Raw genomic sequence first — 25,778 nt, forward strand, 5'->3', positions numbered from 1 at the left:
ATAAAGAATAAAATAGCAATCTACACCATAAAAGACACATTTTGAAAGCGATAAAATACATAGGACTCGTCATTTTTTTAACAGGCTTAACCCTTTTTACAGCAACAATATTTACAGGTAATTTTACATTTACCCAACAAGAACTAGACACTTTTGTAAAAGAAAAAGGCTATAAGAGCGAAATCTTTGTTAAAGAATTAGAAAAGGCGTTAGTTACACAAGAAGACGTTAACATTTTCGAATTTTCGAAACGTGTTAGAAATGCTGTAGCTATCAACAATCTATATTACAATGACCTAATTGCCAAATACAATGCAGAGAAAAACTGGGAGAAAAAAGGTGCTCAATATCAATATAAAATTAACGGCAAACCACACAGCATTAGTTTTGAAATTGCAAAAAAAGCAGGTAGTGGTTTTGTAAAAGAAAATGCTGGCTTGGTCTGGTTTTTAACCTTTGGTTTGGGTATTATTGGAGCACTACTTTTCATATTACCTAACATTATTTTATTAGGGAAACCAGGTATTAAAAACGATCATATTTATCAGCAGTCTGCAACCAATAGAGGTTTTATTGCTTGGTTGGTTTTGATATACCTTGTTGCTTTTTATTTGGTACTTTATTTTATGGCAGATTATGTTGTAAACTGGACCTTTATTTTAGACCCAATTAGTAAGGCTTTAAATGGAGGAGCAGCTTCACAGTGGTTTGTTTATGGTTTTCTGTATTGTACTATTATGTTAACTATGGGTGTTAGAATGTATATTAAATACAGACACAACAAATACCAAATTATTAGAACAACCTCTGTTTTATTCTTTCAAATTGTATTTGCTTTTCTTATTCCAGAAATTATGACCAGCTTAAATATGCCTGGTTACGATTTTAAAAATGCGTTTCCTTTAGACTATGATTTCTTTTTTGAGTGGAATTTAAAAAGCTTAACCGAAAGTGGTGGAATAGGAATTTTTATTCTGGTTTGGGGTATAGTATTAACCTTAATCATTGTGCCAGTTATGGTTTACTTCTTTGGTAAAAGATGGTACTGTTCTTGGGTTTGTGGTTGTGGAGGTTTAGCAGAAACTTTAGGAGACCCTTACAGACAACACTCTAACAAAAGCTTAAATGCATGGAAGTTAGAACGCTGGTTAATACACTCTGTTTTGGTATTTTCTTTGGTGATGACTTTAGTAACCTTGTATTGCTATTTTTCTGGAACTTCTTCTTTTTTAGGCATAAAATCGCAATGGATTAAAGATACTTACAGCTTTTTAATAGGTGCATGGTTTGCAGGTGTTATTGGTACAGGCTTCTACCCTATTTTTGGAAACAGAGTTTGGTGTAGGTTTGGTTGTCCATTAGCGGCTTACTTAGGTTTAGTGCAACGTTTTAAATCGAGATTTAGAATTACAACTAATGGAGGACAGTGTATTTCTTGTGGAAATTGTTCTACCTATTGTGAGCAAGGAATTGATGTAAGAGCCTATGCACAAAAAGGCGAAAACATTGTAAGATCTAGTTGTGTAGGTTGTGGAATTTGTTCTGCTGTGTGTCCTAGAGGAGTGCTAAAATTAGAAAATGGCCCTGAAGAAGGAAGAATAAATCCGACAGAAATTCTTTTGGGTAATGATGTTGATTTAATGGAATTGGTTAACAAAAAGTATTTGAACTTATAAAGCCACAGATATAATCTGTGGCTTTATAAATTCAAATAAACTAATCCTCAATATTCTATAAATTAGGTAGTAATACTCTATCAATAACGTGCACTATACCATTAGTTGTTTGTACATCTGGTATTGCCATGTTTGCAACTTCACCTCCATTACCAACTCCAGTTACTGTTAATGTACCATTTGTAAAAGCACCTAAGGTTAACTCATCTCCACCTAAAGGCGTTACTACACCTGCACTTAATTCTGATGTGAATTTACCATCATTAGCAATTACGTGGTTTAATAATACATTTTGTACTGTTTCTTTTGGCAACTGACGAATATCTGAAGGTTGCGTAAATGTTAATCCAAGTGCAGCTCCTAAATCAATAAATGCTTGATCTGTTGGTGCAAACACTGTAAATGAAGGGCTACCATCTGATGCCGTTAATGCATCTACCAATTCAGCATAAACCACTGCTTCTACTAAATAAGATAATTCTGGTGATGTAAATACATTTGCAGATTGTAAAGCAATTGCAGATTGTACAATATCTACACCTGTAGCTATCATTACTTTGTCAATAACATGTACAGTACCATTGCTGGCCATAACATCTGTAGCTAAAATTTTAGATCCGTTAATGTAGGTATCATTTCCACGTGTAATAAAACGTCTGTCTAAGGTTAATGCAGAAGTAGACGAACCTCCATTGGTAATTGAACTACCTGCAAGGTTACCATTAGAAACATGGTATAATAATGTGTTTGTTAAAAAAGGTTTCTGTAATACTCCAAGTGTTTGCTCGTTTAAACCTAATCTTGCAAAGGCGTCATTTGTTGGTGCAAAAACAGTGTAGGCTCCACTAGGATTATTAGGGTTAGAATTACTAAGTACACCTGCAACACCACCTGCAACAGCAGCTGCTTCTAAGGTACTAAAGTCTGAATTGGTTACAGCAATATTTGCAATTGATGGTAACTCTGCCTCATAACTAGAGGTAGTTTCACAAGAGGTCATTACACCTAATGTTAGTAATGAAATGAATGCGTATTTTAATATATTTAAATTTTTCATGATTGTAAAGTTTTGTTTGTTAGTTGTTTATTAAAATGAGAATACTACTCCTCCATAAGCCCCTGTAGACTGTCCTAAGTTTCTACCAGAAACATAAGCGTTTGCACCTGCTGTAAGACCAAAATCTTCTGTAAGTGGCACAAAACCATTGATACCAATTCTTGTATAGTTTACACGAGTTGCAGGAAAAAAGCCTGTAAAACCTTCTCCTAAAATATCTACACCTTCATCATCAGATAATTGGTTTGCTACAAATGCATCTACATAGAATTTAGAAGAAGCATACCCAATTTTTAATTCGCTTAGTAAGGCATTTGGCACTTGATTATCTCTAAAGCTATACCCTAATTGACCTGTAGTAAAAAAACCTGAGTTTAATTTAAAGGTTGCAATACCCATTGCATTGTATGAAGTTGCTTCATTACCAATAGCAATAATAGATTGTAAGCCTTCATTTGCATTATAATTCCCTAAAGGAGTTTCAATTCCTGCAGCTCCAATAAGATCTAATGAACTGTTGTCGAAATTAAAAGTATGCAGCCTATATTTTGCATATACTTTTAAATCTTGAATTCCACTTCTTTCATTTTCGAAACCATTGTTTGCTAAAACAGCTTCTGATGCATTACCTTTTGCTTTAATATATGGTACATTTAAAACCACATTAAAGTTGTCTGATATACCAATTTCTCCAAAAAATGATACACTACTAATAGTTACATCGTTAAAAACAGGTACACCATCTACTTTATTGGGCACTAAAAATACTTTGCTATAAGATTCTTGAGAATAAGATAAGACTAAAGCCCCTTTACCTGCTTTCTTCATAAAACCATTTACTGGACTTTGAGCCATACTTAGACCCGATAAAAGCAAACAAACGCTTGCTAAGATTTTAATTTTAAAATTCATGTTTTAAAGTTTAATTGTTAGTGTTATCATATCTACGTAAAAACTTTAGGTACGGTTTTAATTATTTTTTAAAAAACTGCAATACCAAAAAAATCGTATATAAAATAGTGGCCCTGTGAAAGTTATTCTAACAAATAACGACTGTACCTAAAACCAGTATTAATAAGCCTTTAAAACAAATTTTATGTTTTTAAAATACCTGATGATTTTATTTTTATCGATTACAACTAATCAAAAAGAATTTATTAAAAACTTTGATGATGAAGGTAATTTAACTTCAGAAGGATGGATGCTAAATAATAAAAAGACAGACTTTTGGACCTTTTATTACCCAAATGGAGTGATCAAAAAAAAAGGGCATTATAGTAATGATAAAAAAACAGATTATTGGTACTTTTACGCCAAGAATAGTAAATTACTTAGAGAGGGTAGCTATAAAAATGACAAGGCTAACGACTGGTGGATTTTTTATAGTGAGAACAAAAAGGTAAAATGTCAGTTTAAAGATGATGAGAAAAATGGCTATTCTTTAATTTATCAAAACAACCGTCTTAAAAAAGCCGAACACTATAAGTCTAACAAGAAAGTTGGAGAGTGGACTTCTTACTTTAGTTTTAAAAGAGACAATCCAAACGTAAAATTTTAATGCATCCTATTATTAAAGTTATCATTCCTGCTTATAATGAGCAAGATTCTATTGGAAACGTAATTCTTGATATCCCTAAAATGGTAGATGAAGTTATTGTTGTTAGCAATAACTCTACAGACAATACAGAAATTAATGCCAAGCAAGCAGGTGCAACAGTATTGCAAGAACCTAGAAAAGGATATGGCTATGCTTGTTTAAAGGGTATGGATTACATTAAAGAACAAACCACAAAACCAGATATTATTGTATTTTTAGATGGTGATTACTCAGACTACCCAGAGCAGTTAACAGAAATTATAGCTCCTATTGTTAATGAAGATATCGATTTTGTTGTAGGTGCAAGAGTAGAAAAATTTAGAGAATCTGGAGCAATGACCCCTCAACAAGTATTTGGTAATTGGCTAGCCACCTTTTTAATGAAGTTGTTTTTTAATGCAAGGTTTACAGATCTTGGGCCTTTTAGAGGAATAAAATACAATAAACTACTAGCTTTAGACATGCAAGACAAAACTTATGGTTGGACAGTAGAGATGCAATTAAAGGTTTTAAAGCAAAAAATGAGTTATAGAGAAATACCTGTAAAGTATAGAAACAGAATAGGTGTCTCAAAAGTTTCAGGAACTGTAAAAGGTACTATATTTGCAGGAGTTAAGATTCTTGGTTGGATTTTTAAATATAGTTTTAAGTAATGATTTTAGAATACATAATCATATTCATATATACCATTTGTTTGGTGCTAATTTTTTTATATTCATTAGCCCAATTAAACCTTCTTGTAAATTACCTAAAATATAGAAATAAAGAGGATAATGCTCCTAAATTCGATTTTACAAATCCAGATGAAATACCATTTGTTACCATACAATTACCAGTTTACAATGAGCTGTATGTAATGAAGCGTTTGCTTAAAAACATAGCAAAAATAGAGTACCCAATTCAGAAATTAGAAATTCAGGTTTTAGATGATTCTACAGATGAATCTGTAGCTATGACTGCTAAGCATGTAAAAAAAATTCAAGATTTAGGTATCGATATTCAACATATTCGCAGAACCAATAGACAAGGTTTTAAAGCAGGAGCTTTAAAAGAAGGTTTAAAAACAGCTAAAGGCGAATTTATTGCCATTTTTGATGCTGATTTTTTACCTAAGAAAGATTGGTTGTACAGAACAGTGCCTTACTTTAAAGATAAGAACATTGGAGTTGTACAAACAAGATGGAGTCATATCAACAGAAATTATTCTACGTTAACTAGAATACAAGCGTTTATGTTAGATGCGCATTTTACCCTAGAACAAGTAGGTAGAAATAGCAAGGGACATTTCATTAACTTTAATGGTACAGCTGGTATTTGGAGAAAAGAGTGTATTTACGATGCTGGTAATTGGCAAGGAGATACCTTAACTGAAGACATTGATTTAAGTTATAGAGCACAACTAAATAACTGGAAGTTTAAGTACTTAGAAAATGTAGAAACACCTGCAGAATTACCAGTTATTATTAGTGCTGCAAGATCTCAACAATTTAGATGGAATAAAGGTGGAGCTGAGAATTTTCAGAAAATGATTAAAAGAATTGTTACCAGTAAAAACGTTTCTTTTAAAACCAAAGTTCATGGTCTTTTACACTTATTAAACAGCTCTATGTTTACGTGTATTTTCTTGGTAGCTATTTTAAGCATACCTATGTTATACATTAAAAATGAGTATGCACATTTAAAAAATTACTTTTATGTAATGAGCTTTTTTGTACTGAGTTCTCTTATTTTCTTTGTGTGTTATTGGCACATGTATAAAAATATTTATGGAGGTGGTTTTATAAAATTCTTTAAATATATAGGTGCTTTTTTCACCTTCTTTTCTGTAGCAATGGGTTTTTCTTTACACAATACAATTGCAGTTTTAGAAGGGCATTTAGGTAAGAAAAGTGAATTTGTAAGAACTCCGAAATTTAATATTAAAACCATTAAAGATGGTTGGAAAAACAACAAGTACATAAAGAAAAAACCATCTGTACACGTAATTTTAGAAGGGCTGTTGGCTATCTATTTTGTGTTTGGTATGTACAGCGCTTTTGTTGTTGGAGATCAAGGAGGAGATTTTGGTCTGTTCCCTTTTCATTTAATGCTATTTATAGGATTTAGCTACGTATTTTTCAAATCGATTTTCTCTAAAGCCTAATGTCTGTATTCACCAAATACAAAGACATAGTACTTATTTTTGTTAGTGCCTTACTCTATTTTTATATTGCATACGCTTTAGACAGAACCAACTTTTTTGTATTATCTTCTATATGGTTTGGGTTGTTTGCTTGCTTTTATTTTTTAGTAAAAAAACCAAGATTATCTTTTAATAATTTGGTGGGTATTGCCTTTATTTTTAGGTTGATATTTCTCTTTGCTACTCCTAATTTATCGCAAGATTTTTATCGATTTATTTGGGACGGACGAATGATTTTAGAAGGCTTAAATCCATATTTATCATTACCAGAAACTTTTATACAGAATATTAATTATCCTATTGCAGAAGCTAGAGAGCTGTATGCAGGTATGGGTGAATTAAATGGAAGTCATTATACCAATTACCCTCCTTTAAATCAGTTATGTTTTTTAATTGCTGCATTCTTTGCCAGTAAAAGCATTTTTGGTTCAGTATTGGTTTTACGTGTACTCATTATACTTGCAGAATTGGGCATTTTCTATTTTGGAAAAAAACTATTGCAGGCATTACACTTGCCAAAACATAATATATTTTGGTACACACTGAATCCGTTTATAATTATAGAGCTTACAGGAAATTTACATTTTGAATCTGTAATGCTTTTCTTTTTTATCTGGGGATTGTATCTTTTACAAAAGCAAAAATGGATTTGGGCTGCTATTTTAATAGGTTGCTCAATTTCTGTAAAGCTATTGCCATTCTTCTTTTTGCCATTATTCTTTAAAGTATTTGTACATAAAAAATCGCACTTAAGTTTGGCAAAACAATGGCTGCAACTTATTGGATTTAACCTTATAATTTTAGGTACTGTTGTGGTTTTATTTTTACCTTTTTTATCGAGCACTTTACTTGCTAATTATGCCAATTCTGTTGGTTTATGGTTTGGAAAATTTGAGTTTAATGCCAGTTTTTACTATCTGTTTAGAGAAATAGGATACACTTTTAGAGGCTATAATGAAATAGGAATCATTACCAAAATAACACCTATTTTAACCATACTTTATCTCATTTGCCTAACCTTTTTTAGAAAAAACAATCAACAGGTTATCTTATTTGCAAGCATGCTTTTTGGTTTGTGCTTTTACTATTTTACCTCTACAACTATTCATCCTTGGTATTTGGCAACACCTTTATTACTTTCTGTATTCACCAGATATAAATTTCCGGTTTTCTGGACACTCGTCATTATTTTAAGTTATCAAGCCTATGCAAATACGCCTTGGCAAGAGAATTTGTGGTTTGTAGCTGCAGAGTATTTGTTGCTTTTTACATTCATGATCATCGAATTTAAATCTCATAAGAGAAAAGACGATATAATTTCTGCATAAATTTTATCCCATCATTTATATTTTTATATCTTCGTGATTAAACGTTTTTAGATGAAAAAGCTAACCATAAAAGATATTGCCAAAGAATTTAAAGTTTCTATTTCTACAGTATCAAAAGCTTTGAATGATAGTTACGAAATTAGCCAAAGCACCAAAGAAAAAATTCAGAAATACGCCAAAGAGCAAAATTACAAACCCAACTTTAACGCATTAAGTTTAAAAAATAGAAGTACAAAAACGATAGGTGTAATTTTACCTACAATGTTAAATTACTTTTTTGCTCAAGTTTTTAAAGGAATAGAAAAAACGGCGTTAGAGAAAGGATATAAAGTAATTACATGTATCTCAAACCAATCTTATGATAAAGAAGTAGAAATTATAGAAATGCTTTCTAATGGAAGTATAGATGGCTTTTTACTTTCTATGGCTAAAGAAACTGAGCTTAGTAATAAATTTGATCACTTTCAAGAATCTATTGAAAACGGAACTCCAATTGTTATGTTTGACAGAGTTGCGCAATCGATTTCTTGTGATAAAGTAACTACAGATGATTTAGAAGGTGCTACCAAAACTGTTGAGTATTTATACAAAAAGGGCCACAAAAACATCGCATTTGTTTCTACCATGAGTGATTTACATATTGGTAAACAACGTTTAGAAGGTTACCAAGAAGGCTTAAAAAATGTTGGACTTGCTTACGATGAAAGCTTAGTGCTTAACATTGTTGAAAGAGATTATAAAAAATATAAAAACATTGTTCGTCCGTTTATAAAAGCAAACAAAATAGATGCTGTAATTACTACAGGAGAATCTGTTGCTGTTTCAGTAATGAAAGCCGTTAAAAAGAACGATCAAAAAATACCAAAAGACGTTGCTGTTATTGCTTTTTCTAACGGAATTTTATCTAGACACTCTAGCCCTAAAATGACAACTATTAGTCAGCATGGAGAAAAAATGGGTTCTGCAGCTACCGAAATTTTAATTGATAAGTTAGAAAACAAAACCAAAGAAATTACGACTAAAGTGATTCAAACAGATTTGGTGATCAGAGATTCCACCAGAAAATAATGAAAGACTTTTCTAAAGTAAAATTAGTAGTTTCTGACATGGATGGTACACTCCTAAATACTAAAGGAGAAGTTAGTGCCGATTTTTTTGACCTATTTAAAAAACTACAAGAAAAAAACATCACTTTTTGTGCAGCAAGTGGTAGACAACACAATAGTATAGTTTCTAAATTAGATGCTATTAAAGATGATATTTATGTAATTGCCGAAAATGGTGGAGTTGCCAAACAAGGTTCTAAAGTATTACTATCTAACTTTTTAGAAACAAAGAAAACACTTCAACTAATTCCGATTTTAAGAACAATAGAAGGTGCAAACATGGTTTTATGTTGTGATGGAGAAGCCTTTATTGAAAGTAAAGATGAACGATTTATTAAGCATTTTCAAGAATATTACCATAGTTTTCAGCAAGTAGAAAATTTAGAAGTAACTGCTAAAAACAGGCCTGCTTTTAAGATTGCTGTATATCATTTTGACTCTTCAGAGGATTTTATTTATCCTGTAATATCACACTTAAAAGAAGAAGTGTTGCTAAAAATTTCTGGTAAAAATTGGTTAGACATTTCTGATGAAAAAGCCAATAAAGGAAATGCCTTAAGACAAGTGCAAGCGCTTTTAAACGTTACTAAAGCAGAAACAATGGTTTTTGGTGATTATCATAATGATATAGAAATGATGCAAGAGGCCGATTTTAGTTTTGCAATGGATAATGCACATAAAGACATTAAAGCCTTAGCTAAATTTAGTACAGAAAGCAATGATAATAATGGTGTTGAAAAAGTGATTAAAGAATTGCTAAATACACTTTAATCATTAAATTCTACAGTACTTTGTCTTTCTCTATTTACCTGTAATTTGGTAACATCTGGTCTAGAATAATGCCCAACAACATCAAAGTTTTGACGCTCTTCTAAAACACGATTAAAATCTAACGTTTCTATGATTAAACCTTCCTTTTCTAATACAGGCTCAATTAGCCATTCTCCATCTGGACCTGCAATACAAGAACCTCCATTTGCCAAAACTTCTGGAGCATCCTTTACTATTTTATCATAGTGAGGTACATCTTTAGGAAAATCTGATTTTGCCATTAAACTAGAAACAGAAATTACAAACGAACGCGATTCTCTAGCTATAAAACGTGTAATATCTTTGGTATTATGCTCTGAACCTGGCCAAACTGCAATGTGTAAATTTTCTCCTAAACCATACAAAGCTGTTCTTGGTAAAGGCATCCAATTTTCCCAACAGTTTAATCCGCCTACAGTAAACTCTTTTAGCGAATGTACTTTCAAACCATTTCCATCTCCAGGAGCCCAAGTTAAACGTTCATCGAAAGTTGGTTGTAATTTTCGATGTACAGATTTTATAATTCCTTCTTCATTAATATAAACCAAACTTGCATAAATACTATGTCCTCCTCTATTTTCTGCACGCTCCATAATACCTAAATAAATGGCTATTTTGTGTTGTTTTGCAAGTGTGCAGACAGCATCTAACTCGCCTTTTTCTATAGTTATAGAATTGCGAATGTAATGTGCGTGAATTTCTTTTTGAGTGGTTGAGTTCCAAGCAGCACCATTGGTTAATGCTATCCAAAATGGATAACCAGGTAGTAAAGCTTCACCAAATACAATAAGCTCGCAATTTTCTTGAGCTGCATTTGTAATTGATTTTTTTATTTTCTGCAACGTTTTTTCCTTGTTTAACCAAACAGGAGAAATTTGTGCTAAAGCTACTTTTAACAAATTCTTGCTCATCTTTTAAATTTGGATATTTACTACTAAGCCCTCATTAGATCTTACATTAAAAACAGTTTCATCCTCAAAGATTAAATACTGACCTTTAATGCCTACTAATTTACCTGTATAAGTAGGAGTTTTAATTAAGTTTAAACTTTTTGGTTTTGCTGGATATTGAGTAACTGGAAAATTAATATTGGTTTCTATATTACTTTCAATAAAATATTCAGTTGCTTCTGCAGGAATGTATTCTTTTAGTTTCTCTCTCCATTCTACTAAATTAACATCTTCAATATCATTCTTTAGCATTTTACGCCAATTGGTTTTATCTGCAACATGTTCTTTTAAGGCAACTTCTGTAATACCTGCTAAATATCTATTAGGTACTTCTACTATTTCTATAGCTTCATGTGCTCCTTGATCTATCCATCTAGTAGGTACTTGTTGTTTTCTAGTAACACCAACTTTTACATTGCTAGAATTAGCCAAATACACAATATGAGGTTGCAATTGCACACGTTTTTCATAAGCTAAATCACGATCTTCTTCATCTAAATGTGCTTTGCTTAACTCTGGTCTCATAATCCAATCTGCTGCTTGAGGAATATCAAAAAAACACGATTGACAATATCCTTGTCTGTATATTTTCTTTTCTAAATGACAGTTTAAACACTCATAAGTAACAAAAGAAAGTTTTATCTCCTTAGATATCAACTGGTTCATGTTTAAGAAATCAGTTTTCATATCTAAATAATATTGAACCTCATCTCCAATTTCGGTCATCATTTTTCTTAATACTCCTTGATACTGCATAAATAAATTTTGTTATTTTTAGCTTATTAACAAACTTACTAAAAAACGAACTTAATTTATGGCTTTACCTATTGTAAATTCAATCATTTCTTGGTTTTTAAAGAAGCGAATTCATCAAATAGAGTTGTTTTTAAAGTATCCAAATGATGTGCAAACTGAACTTTTATTAAAGTTAACTAGTGCTGCAAAACGCACTGAATTTGGTAAAAAACACGAGTTTTCATCCATAAAAAGTTATACCGATTTTACAAACCTTGTACCTATACAAAAATATGAAAGTATAGAACCACTCATTGAACGATGTAGAAGAGGAGAACAGAATTTATTTTGGGCATCACCCATAAAATGGTTTGCAAAAAGTAGTGGTACAACAAATGCTAAAAGTAAGTTTATACCTGTTAGTGATGAGGCTTTAGAATATTGTCATATGAAAGCTGGTAAAGACATGTTATGCTTGTATTTGCACAATAATGCTGAAACACAATTATTTACAGGTAAAGGTTTAAAACTAGGTGGAAGTTCTGCCATTTACGAAGACAACAATTCTTACTTTGGAGATTTATCTGCAATAATTACTGAGAATTTACCTTTTTGGGCAGACTACAGTTCTGCTCCAAGCCAAGAAGTTTCTTTAATGGCTGAATGGGAAACCAAAATGGAGGCCATAATTGATGAAACCATCAACGAAAATATTACAAGTTTGGTTGGTGTACCAAGTTGGATGTTAGTCTTATTAAATCGTGTTTTAGAACGAACAGGAAAAAATCATATTCTAGAAGTTTGGCCGAATTTAGAGGTGTATTTTCATGGTGGTGTAAACTTTAACCCTTACAGAGAACAGTATAAAAAACTTATTCCGAAAAAAGACTTTCAGTATTATGAAACCTATAATGCTTCTGAAGGTTTTTTTGCGATACAAGATGAAAATGGCTCTAAAGAACTCTTGTTGATGTTAGATTATGGAATTTTTTATGAGTTTATAGACATGAAAAACTATAAGGGAGAAGCCTCAAAAACGATTCCGCTTTCTGAAGTAGAAAAAGATGTAGACTATGCTTTGATTATAACTACCAACAGTGGTTTGTGGCGTTATTTAATAGGTGATACCATTCGTTTTACTTCTTTACATCCTTATCGAATTAAAATTACAGGAAGAACAAAACATTATATCAATGTATTTGGAGAAGAGCTAAATATTGAGAATGTAGAAGATGCTCTAAAGCTAACTTGTGAAAAAACAGATGCCTTAATTAAGGAGTATACAGCAGGCCCAATTTTTATGAAAGATAATAAAAGTGGTGGTCATGAATGGGTTATTGAATTTACCAAAAAACCTGAAAACATGAATTATTTTACAGAGATGTTAGACAATTCATTAAAAGCTATTAACTCAGATTACGAAGCAAAACGTTACAACTCTATGACCTTAGCTATGCCAAAAATACATGTGGCGAAAGATGGTTTATTTTACGATTGGCTTAAGAAAAAAGATAAACTAGGAGGCCAACACAAAGTGCCAAGATTATCTAACTCCAGAGATTTTGTGGAGGAGTTGTTAAAGATGTAAAATTAAATCTTACGTTCTACAACGTAATCAATCATTTGTAGTAATGACTTTCTGTAAGGAGATTCTGGATAGTTATTTAAAATAGCAATGGCTTTACTCTTGTAAGAGTTCATTTGAGAAATGGTATAATCTATTCCTCCATTTTCTTTTACAAACGCAATAAGTTCTTTAACACGAACTTTATTTTTATTATGCTTTTTAACGGTATTTATTATCCAAGCTTTTTCTTTGGCTGTACAATTGTTTAAGGTATGGATTAAAGGCAATGTCATTTTTTGCTCTTTAATATCTATACCTGTAGGTTTCCCTATTTTTTCATCAGAATAATCAAATAAATCATCTTTAATTTGAAAAGCGATGCCAATATATTCTCCGAATTTTCGCATTTGCTGCACAGTTTCTTGGTTTGCGCCTACAGAAGCTGCTCCAATACCACAACATGCCGCAATTAAAGTTGCTGTTTTTTGACGAATAATATCAAAATAAACATCTTCTGTAATATCTAATTTTCTTGCCTTTTCTATTTGTAGTAACTCACCTTCGCTCATTTCACGAACTGCAATAGAAATTAGCTTTAGCAAATCGAAATCTTCATTATCTATAGAAAGTAACAATCCTTTAGATAATAAAAAATCACCCACTAGAACAGCAATCTTATTTTTCCAAAGTGCATTTATAGAAAAGAAACCTCTTCTTCTGTTAGAATCATCTACAACATCATCATGCACTAAAGTTGCAGTATGTATTAATTCTACTACAGATGCTCCTCTATACGTTCGCTCATCAAAACCACCATTAGAAACCATTTTTGCTACTAAAAAAACAAACATTGGTCTCATTTGCTTTCCTTTTCTACGAACAATGTAATAGGTAATTCTGTTTAATAATGGCACTTTAGAAAGCATGGAATCTTTGAACTTTCTCTCAAAAAGTTCCATCTCTTTCTTAATAGGCAATTTTATAAGTTCTACTGGTTTCATCTAAGGTGAACTAAATACAGAATTTGCTTGTAAAAATACGAAATATAAACAAGAAGGTATGCAGTAAAAAAGCCTAGAGTTCTTACAAAAATATTAAGCTTTATTTGCTAATTGCCCACAAGCTGCATCTATGTCTTTACCTCTACTTCTTCTTACATTTACTGTAATATCGTGCATTTCTAGGTTAGAAATATAATTGTTTAAAGCTGCATTACTGGCTTGTTGAAACTGGCCATCATCAATTGGATTGTATTCTATTAAGTTTACTTTACAAGGCACGTATTTACAAAATTGTACCAAAGCTGCAATGTCTTCTTTCTTGTCATTGATTCCTTCCCAAACTACATACTCATAAGTGATGGCTCTTTTGGTTTTTTCATACCAATATTCTAAAGATTCTTTTAAATCTTTTAATGGAAAAGTAGTATTGAATGGCATAATAGAAGTACGCACTTCATCTATGGCTGAATGCAGAGAAACTGCTAGATTAAACTTTACCTCTTCATCTGCCATTTTTTTAATCATTTTAGGCACACCAGATGTAGATACTGTAATTCTTTTTGATGACATACCTAAACCTTCTGGAGAGGTAATCATCTCTATAGATTTTAATACATTTTTATAGTTCATGAGTGGTTCACCCATTCCCATAAAAACAATGTTTGTCAATTTCTTATTATGATATAATCTACTTTGTTTATCGATAACAACAACTTGATCGTAAATTTCATCTGGATTTAAATTACGCATTCTCTTTAAGCGAGCTGTTGCACAGAATTTACAGTCTAAACTACAACCAACTTGACTAGATACACATGCTGTTGTTCTTTTTGGTGTAGGTATTAGAACAGACTCTACCACTAAACCATCATGTAATTTAATTCCGTTTTTTATAGTACCATCATTACTTTTTTGCATTGAATCTACTTTGATATGGTTGATTACAAAGTGCTCTTCTAACATTTCTCTCGTCTTTTTAGAGATGTTTGTCATGTCTTCAAAAGTATGTAAAGACTTACTCCATAACCATTCATATACTTGATTTCCACGAAAAGCTTTATCGCCATTTTCTACAAAAAAATCGCGTAATTGTTCTTTGGTTAAAGCTCTTATGTCTTTCTTATTACTCAATGGTTTACTATTTTAAAGTGATGTTATAACTAGTGCAAAAATACACTAATATTTTAAGGTAAGCTTTGGGTTGGCAAACAGGTTGCGTTAGTGGTTGAAATGGCATCCTTTTTTGAGTTTATGAAAAAAAGATACAATGTAAAACACGACTTGGCCCTGAATTTCTTCAGGGTAAAGAAACGCCCAAAACAAAAAAACTGACAATTCTTTACAGAATTATCAGCTTTTAATTTGTAATTGTATTTGCTTAGATGATTAACATAGCATCTCCATAAGTAGAGAACTTGTAACCTTCTTTAACTGCTGTTTTATAAGCTTCCATTAAAAAATCGTATCCTGCAAATGCTGCTGCTTGCATCATTAGCGTAGATTTTGGTGGATGGAAGTTGGTAATCATTGTATTTGCAATGCTAAAGTCGTAAGGTGGAAAAATGAATTTGTTTGTCCAACCTTCAAACGGATTTAGTTGTGCATTAGAAGAAACTGAAGATTCTACAGTTCTCATAACTGTTGTACCCACAGCACAAACTCTTCTTTTTTCTGCTTTAGCATTGTTAATTTTATCTGCTGCATTTGCAGGAATTACAATCTGTTCAGAATCCATTTTATGTTTCGATAAATCTTCTACCTCAACTGGACTAAATGTACCCAAACCAACATGTAATGTCATTTCAGCAAAATCTACACCTTTAATTTCTAAACGCTTTAATAAGTGTTTCGAAAAGTGTAAACCTGCAGTTGGTGCTGCTACTGCTCCTTCATTTTTAGCAAAAATTGTTTGGTAACGTTCTTCGTCTAATTCTTCTACATCTCTATTTACAGATCTTGGTAATGGAGTTTCACCTAGCTCTAATAATTTTTCTCTAAATGCTTCGTAACTACCATCAAATAAGAAACGTAATGTTCTACCTCTAGAAGTTGTGTTGTCTATAACTTCTGCTACTAAACTATCATCTTCTCCAAAAAATAATTTGTTTCCAATTCTAATCTTTCTAGCTGGGTCTACTAATACATCCCACAATCTGTTTTCAGCATTTAATTCTCTTAATAAGAAAACCTCAATTCTTGCTCCTGTTTTTTCTTTATTACCAAACATTCTTGCAGGAAAAACCTTGGTGTTGTTTAACATTAAAACATCTCCTTCATCGAAATAATTAATTACATCTTTAAAAGTTTTGTGCTCTATTGTTTGGTCTGCTCTATTCAAAACCATTAAACGAGACTCATCTCTATGTTCTGCAGGATATTTTGCCAATAATTCTTCTGGCAACTCAAAATCGAAGTTTGATAATTTCATAAGTGTATTTTGCGATAAAGGTGCAAATATACGATATGAGAATAGGCGTTGTCAAGTGTTTGACACTTTATCTTTATAAATGGGTAATATTAATACCTATTTGTTCCATATCATTCCAGAATTTTTGGTACGACTTTGTAACTACTTCAGCATCATTTATTTTAATAGAAACTTTTAATGCTAATGGTGCAAAAGCCATTGCCATTCTATGATCATTATAGGTATCTATAGCTATGTTACTATTAATGTTTGAAGCTTTTGATACTTCTAAAGTTTCGTCTGTAATACTAACTTTAGCACCTAGTTTTGTTAACTCATCATGCAGAGCTACTAATCTATCTGTCTCTTTTATTTTTAACGTATGTAAACCAGATAAATGGCAGGCAATACCTTCTGCAAAACAAGTTACAGCTATAGTTTGTGCAATATCTGGAGCATCTTTTAAGTTTCTAACCAAGGTTTCTTGATTGGTATTTTTCTCTTTTTTTAAGGTGATAAAATCATTCCCAAAAGTGGTTGTTACTCCAAAATGACTATAAATATCTGCCAGACAAGAATCCCCTTGTAAACTTTCTTGTTTATAAGCAGATAATTTAATTTCCGAGCCTAAATCAGCCAAAGCAATAATTGAATAAAAATAACTTGCTGAAGACCAATCTGATTCTACTACAACAGTTTGAGTTTTTACAGTTTCTTTCGGAAAAACTTTAATAACATTTTTTTGAAAACTACTCTCTATACCAATTTGGGAAAGCAAGCTTAATGTCATTTTAATATATGGTACAGATGTTATTTTACCTGTTAATTCAATTTCTAAACCATTGTCTAATTTAGAAGCAATTAGTAATAAAGAAGAAATATACTGACTACTTACATTACCATTAATCTGCACTTTATCTTTCGTAAGTTTTTTTCCTTTTATTTTTAATGGTGGATAACCCTGCTTTTCAGCATAAGTGATATCTGCACCTAAATCCTTAAGCGCATTTACTAAAATTTCAATAGGTCTGTTTTGCATACGTTCAGAACCTGTTAAAAAGACTTCTCTACCTTTATTTACTGCAAAATAAGAAGTTAAAAAACGCATAGCTGTACCTGCATGACCTATATCTACTAATAAATCTTCTGTAGTTAGTGCATGATGCATGTGCACAGAATCATCTGAATCAGATAAATTTTCTATAGTAATTTCTGGAAACAGTTTTTGTAAAATTAATAATCTATTAGATTCACTTTTAGAACCAGAGATTGTTATTTCTTCTTCTATTCTTTTATCGGCTAAAACATTTAACAATATGTCCATTCTAAAAACTGATTTAATTTCTTACTTTTAAATTCTAAATTTACAACTAACCAACATGAAAAAAATACTTTTTCTGGCTGTTTGCATCCTCTTTTCTGCAAATGTCAAAGTTAATGCACAAAAAAAATCTACCCAAGTTTCTAGCGATAATTTTAGCGCTGTAAAATGGAGAAATATTGGCCCCTTTAGAGGTGGTAGAAGTGCTGCTGTAACAGGTGTTGCTGGTAAAGCAAACCTTTTTTATATGGGTGCTACTGGAGGTGGAGTTTGGAAAACTACTGATGCAGGTGGAACTTGGCAAAATATTTCTGATGGATTTTTTGGAGGTTCTGTAGGTGCTGTAGCTGTTTCTGAATCAGACAACAATGTAATGTATGTAGGAATGGGTGAAAAAACCGTTCGTGGAAATGTTTCCTCTGGAGATGGTGTTTGGAAATCAGAAAACGCTGGTAAAACTTGGAGACATATAGGTTTAAAAAACTCAAGACATATACCTAGAATGAGAATTCACCCGAAAAATTCTGACATTGTTTTTGCAGGAGTTATGGGTGATTTATATAAACCAACTCAAGAAAGAGGAGTTTACAAAACTACAGATGGAGGTGAAACTTGGCGTAAAGTTTTATTCTCTAATGAAAATGCAGGTGTTGTAGATTTAATTATTGACCCTAACAACCCAAGAGTATTGTATGCAACTACTTGGAATATTAGAAGAACTCCTTACAGTTTATCTTCAGGTGGAGATGGTTCTGCACTTTGGAAAAGTACAGATGAAGGAGAAACTTGGACAAATATTTCTGCCAACAAAGGTTTACCTGGAGGAATTTGGGGTATTTCAGGTGTAACAGTTTCACCTGTGAATTCTGATATTGTTTATGCTTTAATTGAAAATAAAAAAGGTGGTGTTTACAAATCTACAGATGCAGGAGAAACATGGAGGTTAATTAATGCTGAAAGAAAATTAAGACAAAGAGCTTGGTACTATACACGTTTGTATGCAGATACTCAAGATGAAGATATATTATACGTTTTAAACGTACGTTATCATAAATCTACAGATGGTGGTAGAACCTATAAAACCTACAATGCACCTCATGGAGATCATCATGATTTATGGATAGCTCCAGAAGACAATCAAAGAATGATTATTGGCGATGATGGAGGAGCGCAAGTTTCTTTTGATGCTGGTGAGAATTGGAGTACCTATATGAACCAACCAACATCACAATTTTATAGAGTAACCACAGACAATCATTTTCCTTATAGAATCTTAGCTGCTCAGCAAGATAATTCTACCATTAGAATTTCTCACAGAACAGATGGACGTTTTATAACTGAATCTGATTGGTCTTCTACAGCAGGTGGAGAAAGTGCACATATAGCTGTTGATCCTTTAAATGATGACATTGTTTATGGAGGTAGTTATGGTGGATTTTTAACAAGAGTAAATCATAAAACTGGAGATACAAGAGCTATTAACGTTTGGCCTGATGATCCAATGGGTCATGGAGCTGAAGATTTCAAATATCGTTTTCAATGGAATTTTCCAATCTTCTTTTCACCAAACAATAAAAAACGTTTGTATGCAGCCTCTAATCACTTACATGCTACAGATGATGAAGGTCAGAGCTGGAAATTAATTAGCCCAGATTTAACCAGAAACGATCCTAAAACATTAGGCCCTTCAGGAGGTCCAATTACGAAAGATAATACAGGTGTAGAATATTATGGAACTATTTTCGCTGCTACAGAGTCTTCTTATGAGCCAGGTTTAATTTACACAGGTTCTGATGATGGTTTAGTACATGTAACCAGAAATAATGGAGAAACGTGGAACAACATCACTCCTAAAAAAATGCCTGAATGGATGATGATTAACTGCATAGAAGTTGATCCTTTTACAAAGGGAGGTGCTTACATTGTAGGTACAAAATATAAATCTGGAGATTACAAACCATATATCTACAAGACAGAAAACTATGGTAAATCTTGGGAGTTATTGGTAAATGGAATTGGTAATGAAGATTTTACAAGAGCATTAAGAGCAGATCCAAAACGTAAAGGATTATTGTATGCAGGTACTGAAAGAGGTATGTATATTTCTTTTGATGATGGTAAAAATTGGGAAAGCATGCAATTGAACTTACCCATAGTACCTATTACTGATTTAGCTATTAAAAACGATAATTTAATTGCTGCAACTCAAGGTCGTTCTCTATGGATTATTGATGATTTAACTGCAATTCATCAACTTACTAAAGACGTAGAGAAAAAAGACATGTTTTTATACAAACCAAAAGATGCTTACAATTTAGCTGGTGGTAGAGGAAGAACTTCTAGAACAGCAGGTACAAATCATTCTGGAGGTGTAAATATGTATTATTACATAAAAGAACTAAATGACAAAGATGTAGTCTCTATATCTATTTCTGATGCTAATGATAATGTTATAAAAACCTTTTCTACAAAGCCAAATAAAGATTTAAAAGAAGGTAAATTAAATGTAAAAGAAGGTAACAATATCTTTAATTGGAACATGATGTATGATGGGGCTGAATCTGTAAAAGGTATGATTTTATGGTGGGCTTCTTTATCTGGGCCAATAGCTTTACCTGGCAATTATAAAGCAACTTTAAAATTGAATGATAAAACCCAATCTGAAACATTTACAATTCTAAAAAATCCTATTTCTGAGGCTACAGAAAGTGATATGAAGGCCCAGTTTGATTTTATACAGGACATTAACACTAAAATGACAGAAATTCATAAAGCACTAAAAAATGTAAAGAAAGTTCGTAGTCAAGTTGGGTTATTAAAAAAATCGATTAAAGACAAAGAAGTAAATAAAGAATTGATTGATTTTGCTGATCAATTAGTAAAAGACATGACTACTATTGAAGAAACTTTGTACCAAACAAAATCTAAAAGTGGGCAAGATCCTTTAAACTTTCCTATTCGTTTAAATAACAAATTGGCGCATTTAAACTCATTAACAAGAGTTGGTAATTATGCACCAACAAACCAAGCTATTGAATTTAAAAATGAGATAACTGCGACTATAGATGTTGAGTTGGCTAAGCTGTATAAGTTGTTTGATAATGAAGTAAAAACACTAAATCAGAAGGTAAAAGAGAGCAATATTAATTTAATTCAGATAGATTAATACCAATTTTAAATCCATAAAAAAAGCGACTTGAGAAAGTCGCTTTTTTTTTATTTCATATTCTTATTGGTAATATACAAACCATAAATAATACTAATTATTATTTTCATACCCCAAAACGTAGCCCATTTTCCATTGGTGAAATTTTGCTCTGCAATTGCCATAAAATCTCCAGAGATTATTGCACTCCAACTATTAATTAATAGAGAGATAATAGTAACAAAAAAGAAAAAAGGAACAGCAACTTTTAAAAAGTTAGACCAAAATAATGGGTTGTTTAGATTTTTTTTAAACGACATATAACTAGTTTTTAATACTTTAGAAAAAATTTAAGCGATTTTAAGTATATTAGACAACACTTATTTAGCCCTCAAATCTATGAAAAGAAAAATTGTTTATACTTTTATTACCTTATTTATCTTATTAGGTATCAACAAATATTTATTATTTACAGACGTAAAACAGCAAGATAATAATGTTGCAGTTGTAAATATGGCAGGTAAACAAAGAATGTATGTTCAACAAATTACAAAACTTGCATTGTACTATGAACTTAGCAATTCTGTAGATTTTTTTAATATTACTGGTTTACAAGAAACTACTAATCTATTTATAGAGAATCATTCAAAACTAAAGGCAAATTACATTAGTAGTTATAATGATGTTGTTTTAGAAGATTTGTTTCACGAACTGCAACCTTATTTTAAAACAATTGCAGATAGTTCTACAGCCTTAATTGCATCACCCGAAAATAATGAGAAATCAAAAGAATTTACAACCATAATTAAAACGAATGAAGCCAATTTTCTAAGAATTATGAATGAAATTGTATTGCAATATCAAACATTGGCACAGCAAAGAATAAATGAAGTTAAAACTAGAGAAATCACTTTTAACATTACTTATGTTTTGATTTTCAGCTATGTACTCTTCTTTATTTTTATTCCTTTTCGAAAAATTCTAATAAAATAAAAATGTTAAAAATTGTTTTTGAGTTATTATTTTTCTTAAATTTAGAATATACAATTCATTTCGTTGTTTTATAAAAAGTATAATTAGTACATACCTATAATATCCTCCCACTTTATAAAGCAGATCATTAATTGATTCACTTAATTCTAAATGATATGAAGGTTAGACTTATTTATGGTTTGGTATTTTTTATCCTAGTCTTTTCTGTAGAAAGGTATATGGATTATAAAAGCCATCATGAGCTTTACACCAATATTGAGATAGTAAATATTGCTGGTAAACAGAGAATGTACAGTCAAAAAATTACAAAATTGGCTTTGTATGCCAATCAAAACTCCTTTAAACTGCCTATTATACATAAAATTCTAGAAGACACTTATCATCAGTTTTCCATGACTCATAATATTTTATCACAGAAAACAAAAAATGATAATAGTAATGACTACTTAAGTGAGCTATATACTAAAATTGAACCCTTTTATCAACAATTAATAATCAATACAATTCTGCTTATTGAAGGTACAAGAGTAAATAATGATTCTAACACATCTGATATCAAAAAAATTAAAACTGCTATAGAAAACATTAAAGTGAACGAAAGTCAGTTTTTAAATTTAATGGACAAGATTGTAAATGAATATGAAAAAAATGGCAGGGAAACTAAAGATAGAGCCGTTAAACGAGAAAACACATTTAATGTAATCTTTATTTGTATTTTTATTTATATCATCTTTTTTGTGTTATTGCCATCAAAAAATAAAAAAGGAGGTAATGTTTTTAATTTCTAAATTATGTCTTGCTACTTTAACTTTTTATTGTTGTGATGACGATAATGATCTCGTTTTGTTTTTATGTCTAACTTTTTCTCAAAAGCATCTTGTAAATCTACTCCAGTTTGATTTGCCAAACACAGTACAACAAACATAACATCTGCCAATTCTTCTCCTAAATCTTTGTTTTTATCAGATTCCTTTTCACTTTGCTCTCCATATCTTCTAGCAATAATTCTTGCAACCTCTCCTACTTCTTCAGTTAATTGGGCCATGTTTGTTAATTCGTTAAAATAACGAACGCCATGATTTTTAATCCAATCATCAACTTGTTTCTGAGCGTTTTCTATGTTCATCTCTAAAATGGTTTTTTGTAAATTCTTAAAATCAAAGATAAAGTATCTTACAGAATTTGTTTTGCTTCTCTTGTTTTAAAAACCTAATTTCGTTTAGAATCTTACTTAAGATGTTTTCAGAAAATAAAATTCTATGGATGATATAGCCATTTTGCCTTTAGCACTAACAGTTATGCTTGGGCCACAAATATTGGTTGGTATGCTTTTAATTACAAGACCAGATGCCATTAAAAGCTCTCTTATATACATCTCTACACTTTTGTTAACTTTAATTGCAACCACGAGTATTTATTATTTTTTAGTACAAAGTATCGATTTTCAAAATTTTTCTGTGGGTGGTAGACCAGCATTAAAATATATCTTAATTGCTTTATTTATATTTTTAATCATAAAATCATTTGTAACCAGAAATAAAATTACAGAGCCTCCAAAATGGATGACAGGTTTAGCAACTTCATCTTATAAAAAAATAGCACTCATTGCACTTTCCTTAATTGCATTTATGCCTACAGATATTGTAATAGCATTTTCTGTTGGCAATATATTAAATCAAAATTCTAGTAGTTTGTTAGGTGCAATACCATTTTTTGCAGCAGTTTTTTTTATTGCTAGTGTACCTTTGCTTTTATACTTTTCTTTAGGTTCTAAAGCTTCTACAACTTTAGCTAAAGTTAATGCATGGTTAAACACACATGGTTATGTAATAAATATTATAGTGCTTGCATTTTTTATCTATTTATTATTATAAATAACTTAGTTATTTAAAAAGCTACAATATTTATTATAAAAATTTTCAAGGTTTTCTGTAAGTAACCAATATCCGATATTTTTAATCCAATCATCAACCTATTTTTGTTCGTTTTCTATATTAATATTAGTAATAATAGCTTTTAAAATAAATGTACTTCTAAATTAAAATATACCTAATTTTAGGTATATGAAGATGTTGACAAAAGTTGTAATATTGGCACTGCCTAAAAAATAAATTCAAAAAATGGAAAAAAAATTTCTTATTCTTTTTACGATTATGTTGTCTTCTGTTTGTTTTTCTCAAACGAGTTTAGACATTGTTAGAGCCTCTAATTACTACTCTAAAGCATGTAAAAATTATACTAGCAGAAATTATACTAGCGCTTTAAGTAACTTAAAGCTTGCAGAAGAAAATTTAAAAGGCAAAACAAATAAAGATTTAGAATATTTAAAGATAATGACCAATTATCGATTAAAAAATTTTAAAGAAGCGTATAAATTAGTAAAAGTATATTTTGAGGAAGGTTTTTCTGGAAACACTCAATATTTTAAAAATGTAGATACATATAAAGAGCAGAAAAATATTGATTATGAAGAAGAGTTAACTACAATTTTCACCAATTTAGAAGATAAATTTAATTTGATTGAAAATGTAAATGCTGATGATTTTATGGCAAATCTTATCGCTAAAATCAAAAATAATATGACAACAGCTAAAGATTATATTAAAGAAGCATCGAATTCCTCTATTGATAAAAGTTTACTTTATTACTATCAAACTAAGCACACAAGAGGTTGGGACACTACTTATAAATGGAGGTATGATTATTACAAAGCTGAATTTGCTAGATATAAAGTAACTAACAATATTGCATTTTACAAAGGTTATGGTGGTGCAGATCTATCTAATTCATCTGAATACCAAGTAAAAGTTTATTACAAACCAACAACTTCTAAAATAACCACTTCTTTATTTACTTATGGTTACAAATACGATAAAACTGAGTATGTTTCTGGGCAAACAAAATTTTACGGTAGAGTTTATGAAAGCAAAAATTCATACCAATTATCGAACACAAAAGCTACACAAAGTTTTATTGATATTATCGAAAAAGAAAATTTTACAAACAGTTATTATTTAGAAAAAACCTATAAAATATATTTTACTGAAGATGAGCAAATTGTTTTAAGCCAAGATTATAATTTATCTAAATTAAAAAGAGCTTTAGCAAAAGAAAACTTACTTTAAATTATTACAATTTTTAATTTAAAAAGTTACAAACCTCTGTGTAAAAATCTTTCGGATTTTCTGCATGCAACCAATGACCAGCATTACTAATGGTTACTACTTTATTGTTTGGAAAATGATTATTAATAATCATTTGTTCTTCAGGAACTATATAACCAGACTTTTCACCTTTTAAGAATAAAGTTGGCTTTAAAAAAGTGGTTTTTGGAGGCAAAGCTCTACCCACTTCAGGATTGTTTTCTGTTAATGATTGCAGATTAAATCTAAAATCTAATACACCTTTTTCTCTCCAATAAACATTCTTTAGTAAAAATTGCCTTACTCCAAAATCTGGAATGTATTTAGACAGTTGTTCGTCTACCTTACCTCTTGTTTTTTGTATATTAAAATCAATAGAGTTTAAACCTGCTAAAATTGCATTGTGATGAGGATCGTAAGCTTTAGGTGAAATATCTACAACAATTAATTTTTCTACCAATGCTGGATATTTAGAAGCAAACAACATTGCTGTTTTTCCTCCCATAGAATGCCCAACTAAATACACATTTTCTAATTGATGAAATTGAATGTAATTGTATACATCTTCTGCTAATAAATCGTAGTTAAAATCGGCAGTATGAAAACTTCTACCATGATTTCTCTGATCTATCAAATGAACTTGAAAATCTTCAGAAAACTGGTTCCCCAAAGTTTTCCAGTTATCAGACATTCCAAAATACCCATGTAAAACAAGTAATGGTTTTCCTTCTCCTAAAATTTGTGAATGTAGAATATCCAT

General features: G+C 31.0%; 24 protein-coding genes. 13 read left to right on the forward strand and 11 right to left on the reverse strand.

Annotation, left to right across the window (positions count from 1 at the left end; translation table 11 throughout):
- Positions 1-41: 41 nt before the first annotated feature.
- Positions 42-1,676: a 4Fe-4S binding protein gene (locus tag LPB302_RS07585; RefSeq protein ID WP_053974126.1), complete on the forward strand. Its 1,635-nt coding sequence runs from the start codon at positions 42-44 to the stop codon at positions 1,674-1,676.
- Between the two features lie 55 nt (positions 1,677-1,731).
- Here LPB302_RS07585 and LPB302_RS07590 read toward each other — a convergent pair whose 3' ends face one another.
- Complete coding sequence (locus LPB302_RS07590; protein WP_053974125.1) at positions 1,732-2,733, reverse strand: fasciclin domain-containing protein; 1,002 nt, start codon at positions 2,731-2,733, stop codon at positions 1,732-1,734.
- Between the two features lie 30 nt (positions 2,734-2,763).
- A complete protein-coding gene (locus LPB302_RS07595) occupies positions 2,764-3,645 on the reverse strand; it encodes a hypothetical protein (protein WP_053974124.1) in 882 nt (293 codons plus the stop codon).
- Between the two features lie 202 nt (positions 3,646-3,847).
- Between LPB302_RS07595 and LPB302_RS07600 the strand changes: the two genes are divergently transcribed.
- The 6 genes from LPB302_RS07600 to LPB302_RS07625 are packed head-to-tail and all read left to right on the forward strand — an operon-like array spanning position 3,848 to position 9,717.
- Positions 3,848-4,291: a toxin-antitoxin system YwqK family antitoxin gene (locus tag LPB302_RS07600; protein ID WP_053974123.1), complete on the forward strand. Its 444-nt coding sequence runs from the start codon at positions 3,848-3,850 to the stop codon at positions 4,289-4,291.
- Entirely contained in the window at positions 4,291-4,983 is a 693-nt protein-coding gene (locus LPB302_RS07605) for a glycosyltransferase family 2 protein (protein WP_053974122.1), read from the forward strand. Before LPB302_RS07600 ends, LPB302_RS07605 begins: the two co-directional genes overlap by 1 nt.
- A complete protein-coding gene (locus tag LPB302_RS07610; protein WP_053974121.1) occupies positions 4,983-6,473 on the forward strand; it encodes a cellulose synthase family protein in 1,491 nt (496 codons plus the stop codon). The genes LPB302_RS07605 and LPB302_RS07610 overlap by 1 nt, the downstream gene beginning before the upstream one ends.
- Complete coding sequence (locus LPB302_RS07615) at positions 6,473-7,840, forward strand: MptA/MptB family glycosyltransferase (RefSeq protein WP_053974120.1); 1,368 nt, start codon at positions 6,473-6,475, stop codon at positions 7,838-7,840. The genes LPB302_RS07610 and LPB302_RS07615 overlap by 1 nt, the downstream gene beginning before the upstream one ends.
- A gap of 51 nt (positions 7,841-7,891) precedes the next feature.
- Positions 7,892-8,908 (forward strand): LacI family DNA-binding transcriptional regulator, encoded by a 1,017-nt coding sequence (locus LPB302_RS07620; protein ID WP_053974119.1) that lies wholly within the window; start codon positions 7,892-7,894, stop codon positions 8,906-8,908.
- Positions 8,908-9,717: a Cof-type HAD-IIB family hydrolase gene (locus LPB302_RS07625; RefSeq protein WP_053974118.1), complete on the forward strand. Its 810-nt coding sequence runs from the start codon at positions 8,908-8,910 to the stop codon at positions 9,715-9,717. The genes LPB302_RS07620 and LPB302_RS07625 overlap by 1 nt, the downstream gene beginning before the upstream one ends.
- On the opposite strand, the gene LPB302_RS07630 is transcribed toward LPB302_RS07625, so the two are convergent.
- Positions 9,714-10,667, reverse strand: a complete 954-nt coding sequence (locus LPB302_RS07630) for a carbon-nitrogen hydrolase family protein (protein WP_053974117.1) — start codon at positions 10,665-10,667, stop codon at positions 9,714-9,716. The two genes, LPB302_RS07625 and LPB302_RS07630, sit on opposite strands and share 4 nt — an antisense overlap.
- 3 nt (positions 10,668-10,670) lie before the next feature.
- Entirely contained in the window at positions 10,671-11,462 is a 792-nt protein-coding gene (locus tag LPB302_RS07635) for a DUF2797 domain-containing protein (protein WP_053974116.1), read from the reverse strand.
- Positions 11,463-11,520: 58 nt separating this feature from the next.
- Here LPB302_RS07635 and LPB302_RS07640 point away from each other — a divergent pair, with 58 nt between their 5' ends.
- Positions 11,521-13,029: a GH3 auxin-responsive promoter family protein gene (locus tag LPB302_RS07640; protein ID WP_053974115.1), complete on the forward strand. Its 1,509-nt coding sequence runs from the start codon at positions 11,521-11,523 to the stop codon at positions 13,027-13,029.
- A 2-nt stretch (positions 13,030-13,031) separates the two neighbouring features.
- Here the strand turns inward: LPB302_RS07640 and LPB302_RS07645 are convergent, their stop codons facing one another.
- From LPB302_RS07645 to LPB302_RS07660, 4 genes are all read right to left on the reverse strand, one after another.
- Positions 13,032-14,009, reverse strand: coding sequence for a polyprenyl synthetase family protein (locus tag LPB302_RS07645; protein WP_053974114.1), 978 nt, complete (start codon positions 14,007-14,009; stop codon positions 13,032-13,034).
- A 93-nt stretch (positions 14,010-14,102) separates the two neighbouring features.
- Positions 14,103-15,140, reverse strand: a complete 1,038-nt coding sequence (gene rlmN, locus LPB302_RS07650; protein ID WP_053974113.1) for a dual-specificity RNA methyltransferase RlmN — start codon at positions 15,138-15,140, stop codon at positions 14,103-14,105.
- Positions 15,141-15,387: 247 nt separating this feature from the next.
- Entirely contained in the window at positions 15,388-16,437 is a 1,050-nt protein-coding gene (gene queA / locus LPB302_RS07655; protein ID WP_053974112.1) for a tRNA preQ1(34) S-adenosylmethionine ribosyltransferase-isomerase QueA, read from the reverse strand.
- A gap of 73 nt (positions 16,438-16,510) precedes the next feature.
- Complete coding sequence (locus tag LPB302_RS07660; protein ID WP_053974111.1) at positions 16,511-17,740, reverse strand: 3-phosphoshikimate 1-carboxyvinyltransferase; 1,230 nt, start codon at positions 17,738-17,740, stop codon at positions 16,511-16,513.
- A gap of 55 nt (positions 17,741-17,795) precedes the next feature.
- Here LPB302_RS07660 and LPB302_RS07665 point away from each other — a divergent pair, with 55 nt between their 5' ends.
- A complete protein-coding gene (locus tag LPB302_RS07665) occupies positions 17,796-20,903 on the forward strand; it encodes a WD40/YVTN/BNR-like repeat-containing protein (protein WP_053974110.1) in 3,108 nt (1,035 codons plus the stop codon).
- Positions 20,904-20,953: 50 nt separating this feature from the next.
- Here LPB302_RS07665 and LPB302_RS07670 read toward each other — a convergent pair whose 3' ends face one another.
- Complete coding sequence (locus LPB302_RS07670) at positions 20,954-21,202, reverse strand: hypothetical protein (RefSeq protein WP_053974109.1); 249 nt, start codon at positions 21,200-21,202, stop codon at positions 20,954-20,956.
- Positions 21,203-21,281: 79 nt separating this feature from the next.
- On the opposite strand from LPB302_RS07670, the gene LPB302_RS07675 reads away from it, so the two are divergent.
- Both LPB302_RS07675 and LPB302_RS07680 read left to right on the forward strand, forming a co-directional pair.
- A complete protein-coding gene (locus LPB302_RS07675) occupies positions 21,282-21,875 on the forward strand; it encodes a hypothetical protein (protein WP_053974108.1) in 594 nt (197 codons plus the stop codon).
- Between the two features lie 155 nt (positions 21,876-22,030).
- Positions 22,031-22,663 (forward strand): type IV pili methyl-accepting chemotaxis transducer N-terminal domain-containing protein, encoded by a 633-nt coding sequence (locus tag LPB302_RS07680; RefSeq protein ID WP_143032673.1) that lies wholly within the window; start codon positions 22,031-22,033, stop codon positions 22,661-22,663.
- A gap of 11 nt (positions 22,664-22,674) precedes the next feature.
- Here LPB302_RS07680 and LPB302_RS07685 read toward each other — a convergent pair whose 3' ends face one another.
- A complete protein-coding gene (locus LPB302_RS07685; RefSeq protein ID WP_053974106.1) occupies positions 22,675-23,001 on the reverse strand; it encodes a nucleotide pyrophosphohydrolase in 327 nt (108 codons plus the stop codon).
- A gap of 133 nt (positions 23,002-23,134) precedes the next feature.
- On the opposite strand from LPB302_RS07685, the gene LPB302_RS07690 reads away from it, so the two are divergent.
- Both LPB302_RS07690 and LPB302_RS07695 read left to right on the forward strand, forming a co-directional pair.
- A complete protein-coding gene (locus LPB302_RS07690) occupies positions 23,135-23,749 on the forward strand; it encodes a GAP family protein (RefSeq protein WP_053974105.1) in 615 nt (204 codons plus the stop codon).
- Between the two features lie 246 nt (positions 23,750-23,995).
- A complete protein-coding gene (locus tag LPB302_RS07695) occupies positions 23,996-25,000 on the forward strand; it encodes a hypothetical protein (protein WP_074613500.1) in 1,005 nt (334 codons plus the stop codon).
- Between the two features lie 13 nt (positions 25,001-25,013).
- On the opposite strand, the gene LPB302_RS07700 is transcribed toward LPB302_RS07695, so the two are convergent.
- Positions 25,014-25,778: an alpha/beta fold hydrolase gene (locus tag LPB302_RS07700; protein ID WP_053974103.1), complete on the reverse strand. Its 765-nt coding sequence runs from the start codon at positions 25,776-25,778 to the stop codon at positions 25,014-25,016.

It is taken from the genome of Polaribacter dokdonensis (assembly GCF_024362345.1).
GTDB lineage: Bacteria > Bacteroidota > Bacteroidia > Flavobacteriales > Flavobacteriaceae > Polaribacter > Polaribacter dokdonensis.

Bases quoted from the DNA above. Each gene is read 5' to 3' on its own strand.
- LPB302_RS07675 (WP_053974108.1), top strand. From the start codon at position 21,282: ATGAAAAGAAAAATTGTTTATACTTTTATTACCTTATTTATCTTATTA.
- LPB302_RS07695 (WP_074613500.1), top strand. From the start codon at position 23,996: ATGGAAAAAAAATTTCTTATTCTTTTTACGATTATGTTGTCTTCTGTT.
- LPB302_RS07595 (WP_053974124.1), bottom strand. From the start codon at position 3,645: ATGAATTTTAAAATTAAAATCTTAGCAAGCGTTTGTTTGCTTTTATCG.
- LPB302_RS07645 (WP_053974114.1), bottom strand. From the start codon at position 14,009: ATGAAACCAGTAGAACTTATAAAATTGCCTATTAAGAAAGAGATGGAA.
- LPB302_RS07670 (WP_053974109.1), bottom strand. From the start codon at position 21,202: ATGTCGTTTAAAAAAAATCTAAACAACCCATTATTTTGGTCTAACTTT.
- LPB302_RS07590 (WP_053974125.1), bottom strand. From the start codon at position 2,733: ATGAAAAATTTAAATATATTAAAATACGCATTCATTTCATTACTAACA.
- LPB302_RS07680 (WP_143032673.1), top strand. From the start codon at position 22,031: ATGAAGGTTAGACTTATTTATGGTTTGGTATTTTTTATCCTAGTCTTT.
- LPB302_RS07700 (WP_053974103.1), bottom strand. From the start codon at position 25,778: ATGGATATTCTACATTCACAAATTTTAGGAGAAGGAAAACCATTACTT.
- LPB302_RS07660 (WP_053974111.1), bottom strand. From the start codon at position 17,740: ATGGACATATTGTTAAATGTTTTAGCCGATAAAAGAATAGAAGAAGAA.
- LPB302_RS07630 (WP_053974117.1), bottom strand. From the start codon at position 10,667: ATGAGCAAGAATTTGTTAAAAGTAGCTTTAGCACAAATTTCTCCTGTT.
- LPB302_RS07615 (WP_053974120.1), top strand. From the start codon at position 6,473: ATGTCTGTATTCACCAAATACAAAGACATAGTACTTATTTTTGTTAGT.
- LPB302_RS07685 (WP_053974106.1), bottom strand. From the start codon at position 23,001: ATGAACATAGAAAACGCTCAGAAACAAGTTGATGATTGGATTAAAAAT.
- queA (WP_053974112.1), bottom strand. From the start codon at position 16,437: ATGAAATTATCAAACTTCGATTTTGAGTTGCCAGAAGAATTATTGGCA.
- LPB302_RS07635 (WP_053974116.1), bottom strand. From the start codon at position 11,462: ATGCAGTATCAAGGAGTATTAAGAAAAATGATGACCGAAATTGGAGAT.
- LPB302_RS07600 (WP_053974123.1), top strand. From the start codon at position 3,848: ATGATTTTATTTTTATCGATTACAACTAATCAAAAAGAATTTATTAAA.
- LPB302_RS07605 (WP_053974122.1), top strand. From the start codon at position 4,291: ATGCATCCTATTATTAAAGTTATCATTCCTGCTTATAATGAGCAAGAT.
- LPB302_RS07690 (WP_053974105.1), top strand. From the start codon at position 23,135: ATGGATGATATAGCCATTTTGCCTTTAGCACTAACAGTTATGCTTGGG.
- LPB302_RS07640 (WP_053974115.1), top strand. From the start codon at position 11,521: ATGGCTTTACCTATTGTAAATTCAATCATTTCTTGGTTTTTAAAGAAG.
- LPB302_RS07625 (WP_053974118.1), top strand. From the start codon at position 8,908: ATGAAAGACTTTTCTAAAGTAAAATTAGTAGTTTCTGACATGGATGGT.
- LPB302_RS07665 (WP_053974110.1), top strand. From the start codon at position 17,796: ATGAAAAAAATACTTTTTCTGGCTGTTTGCATCCTCTTTTCTGCAAAT.
- LPB302_RS07620 (WP_053974119.1), top strand. From the start codon at position 7,892: ATGAAAAAGCTAACCATAAAAGATATTGCCAAAGAATTTAAAGTTTCT.
- LPB302_RS07610 (WP_053974121.1), top strand. From the start codon at position 4,983: ATGATTTTAGAATACATAATCATATTCATATATACCATTTGTTTGGTG.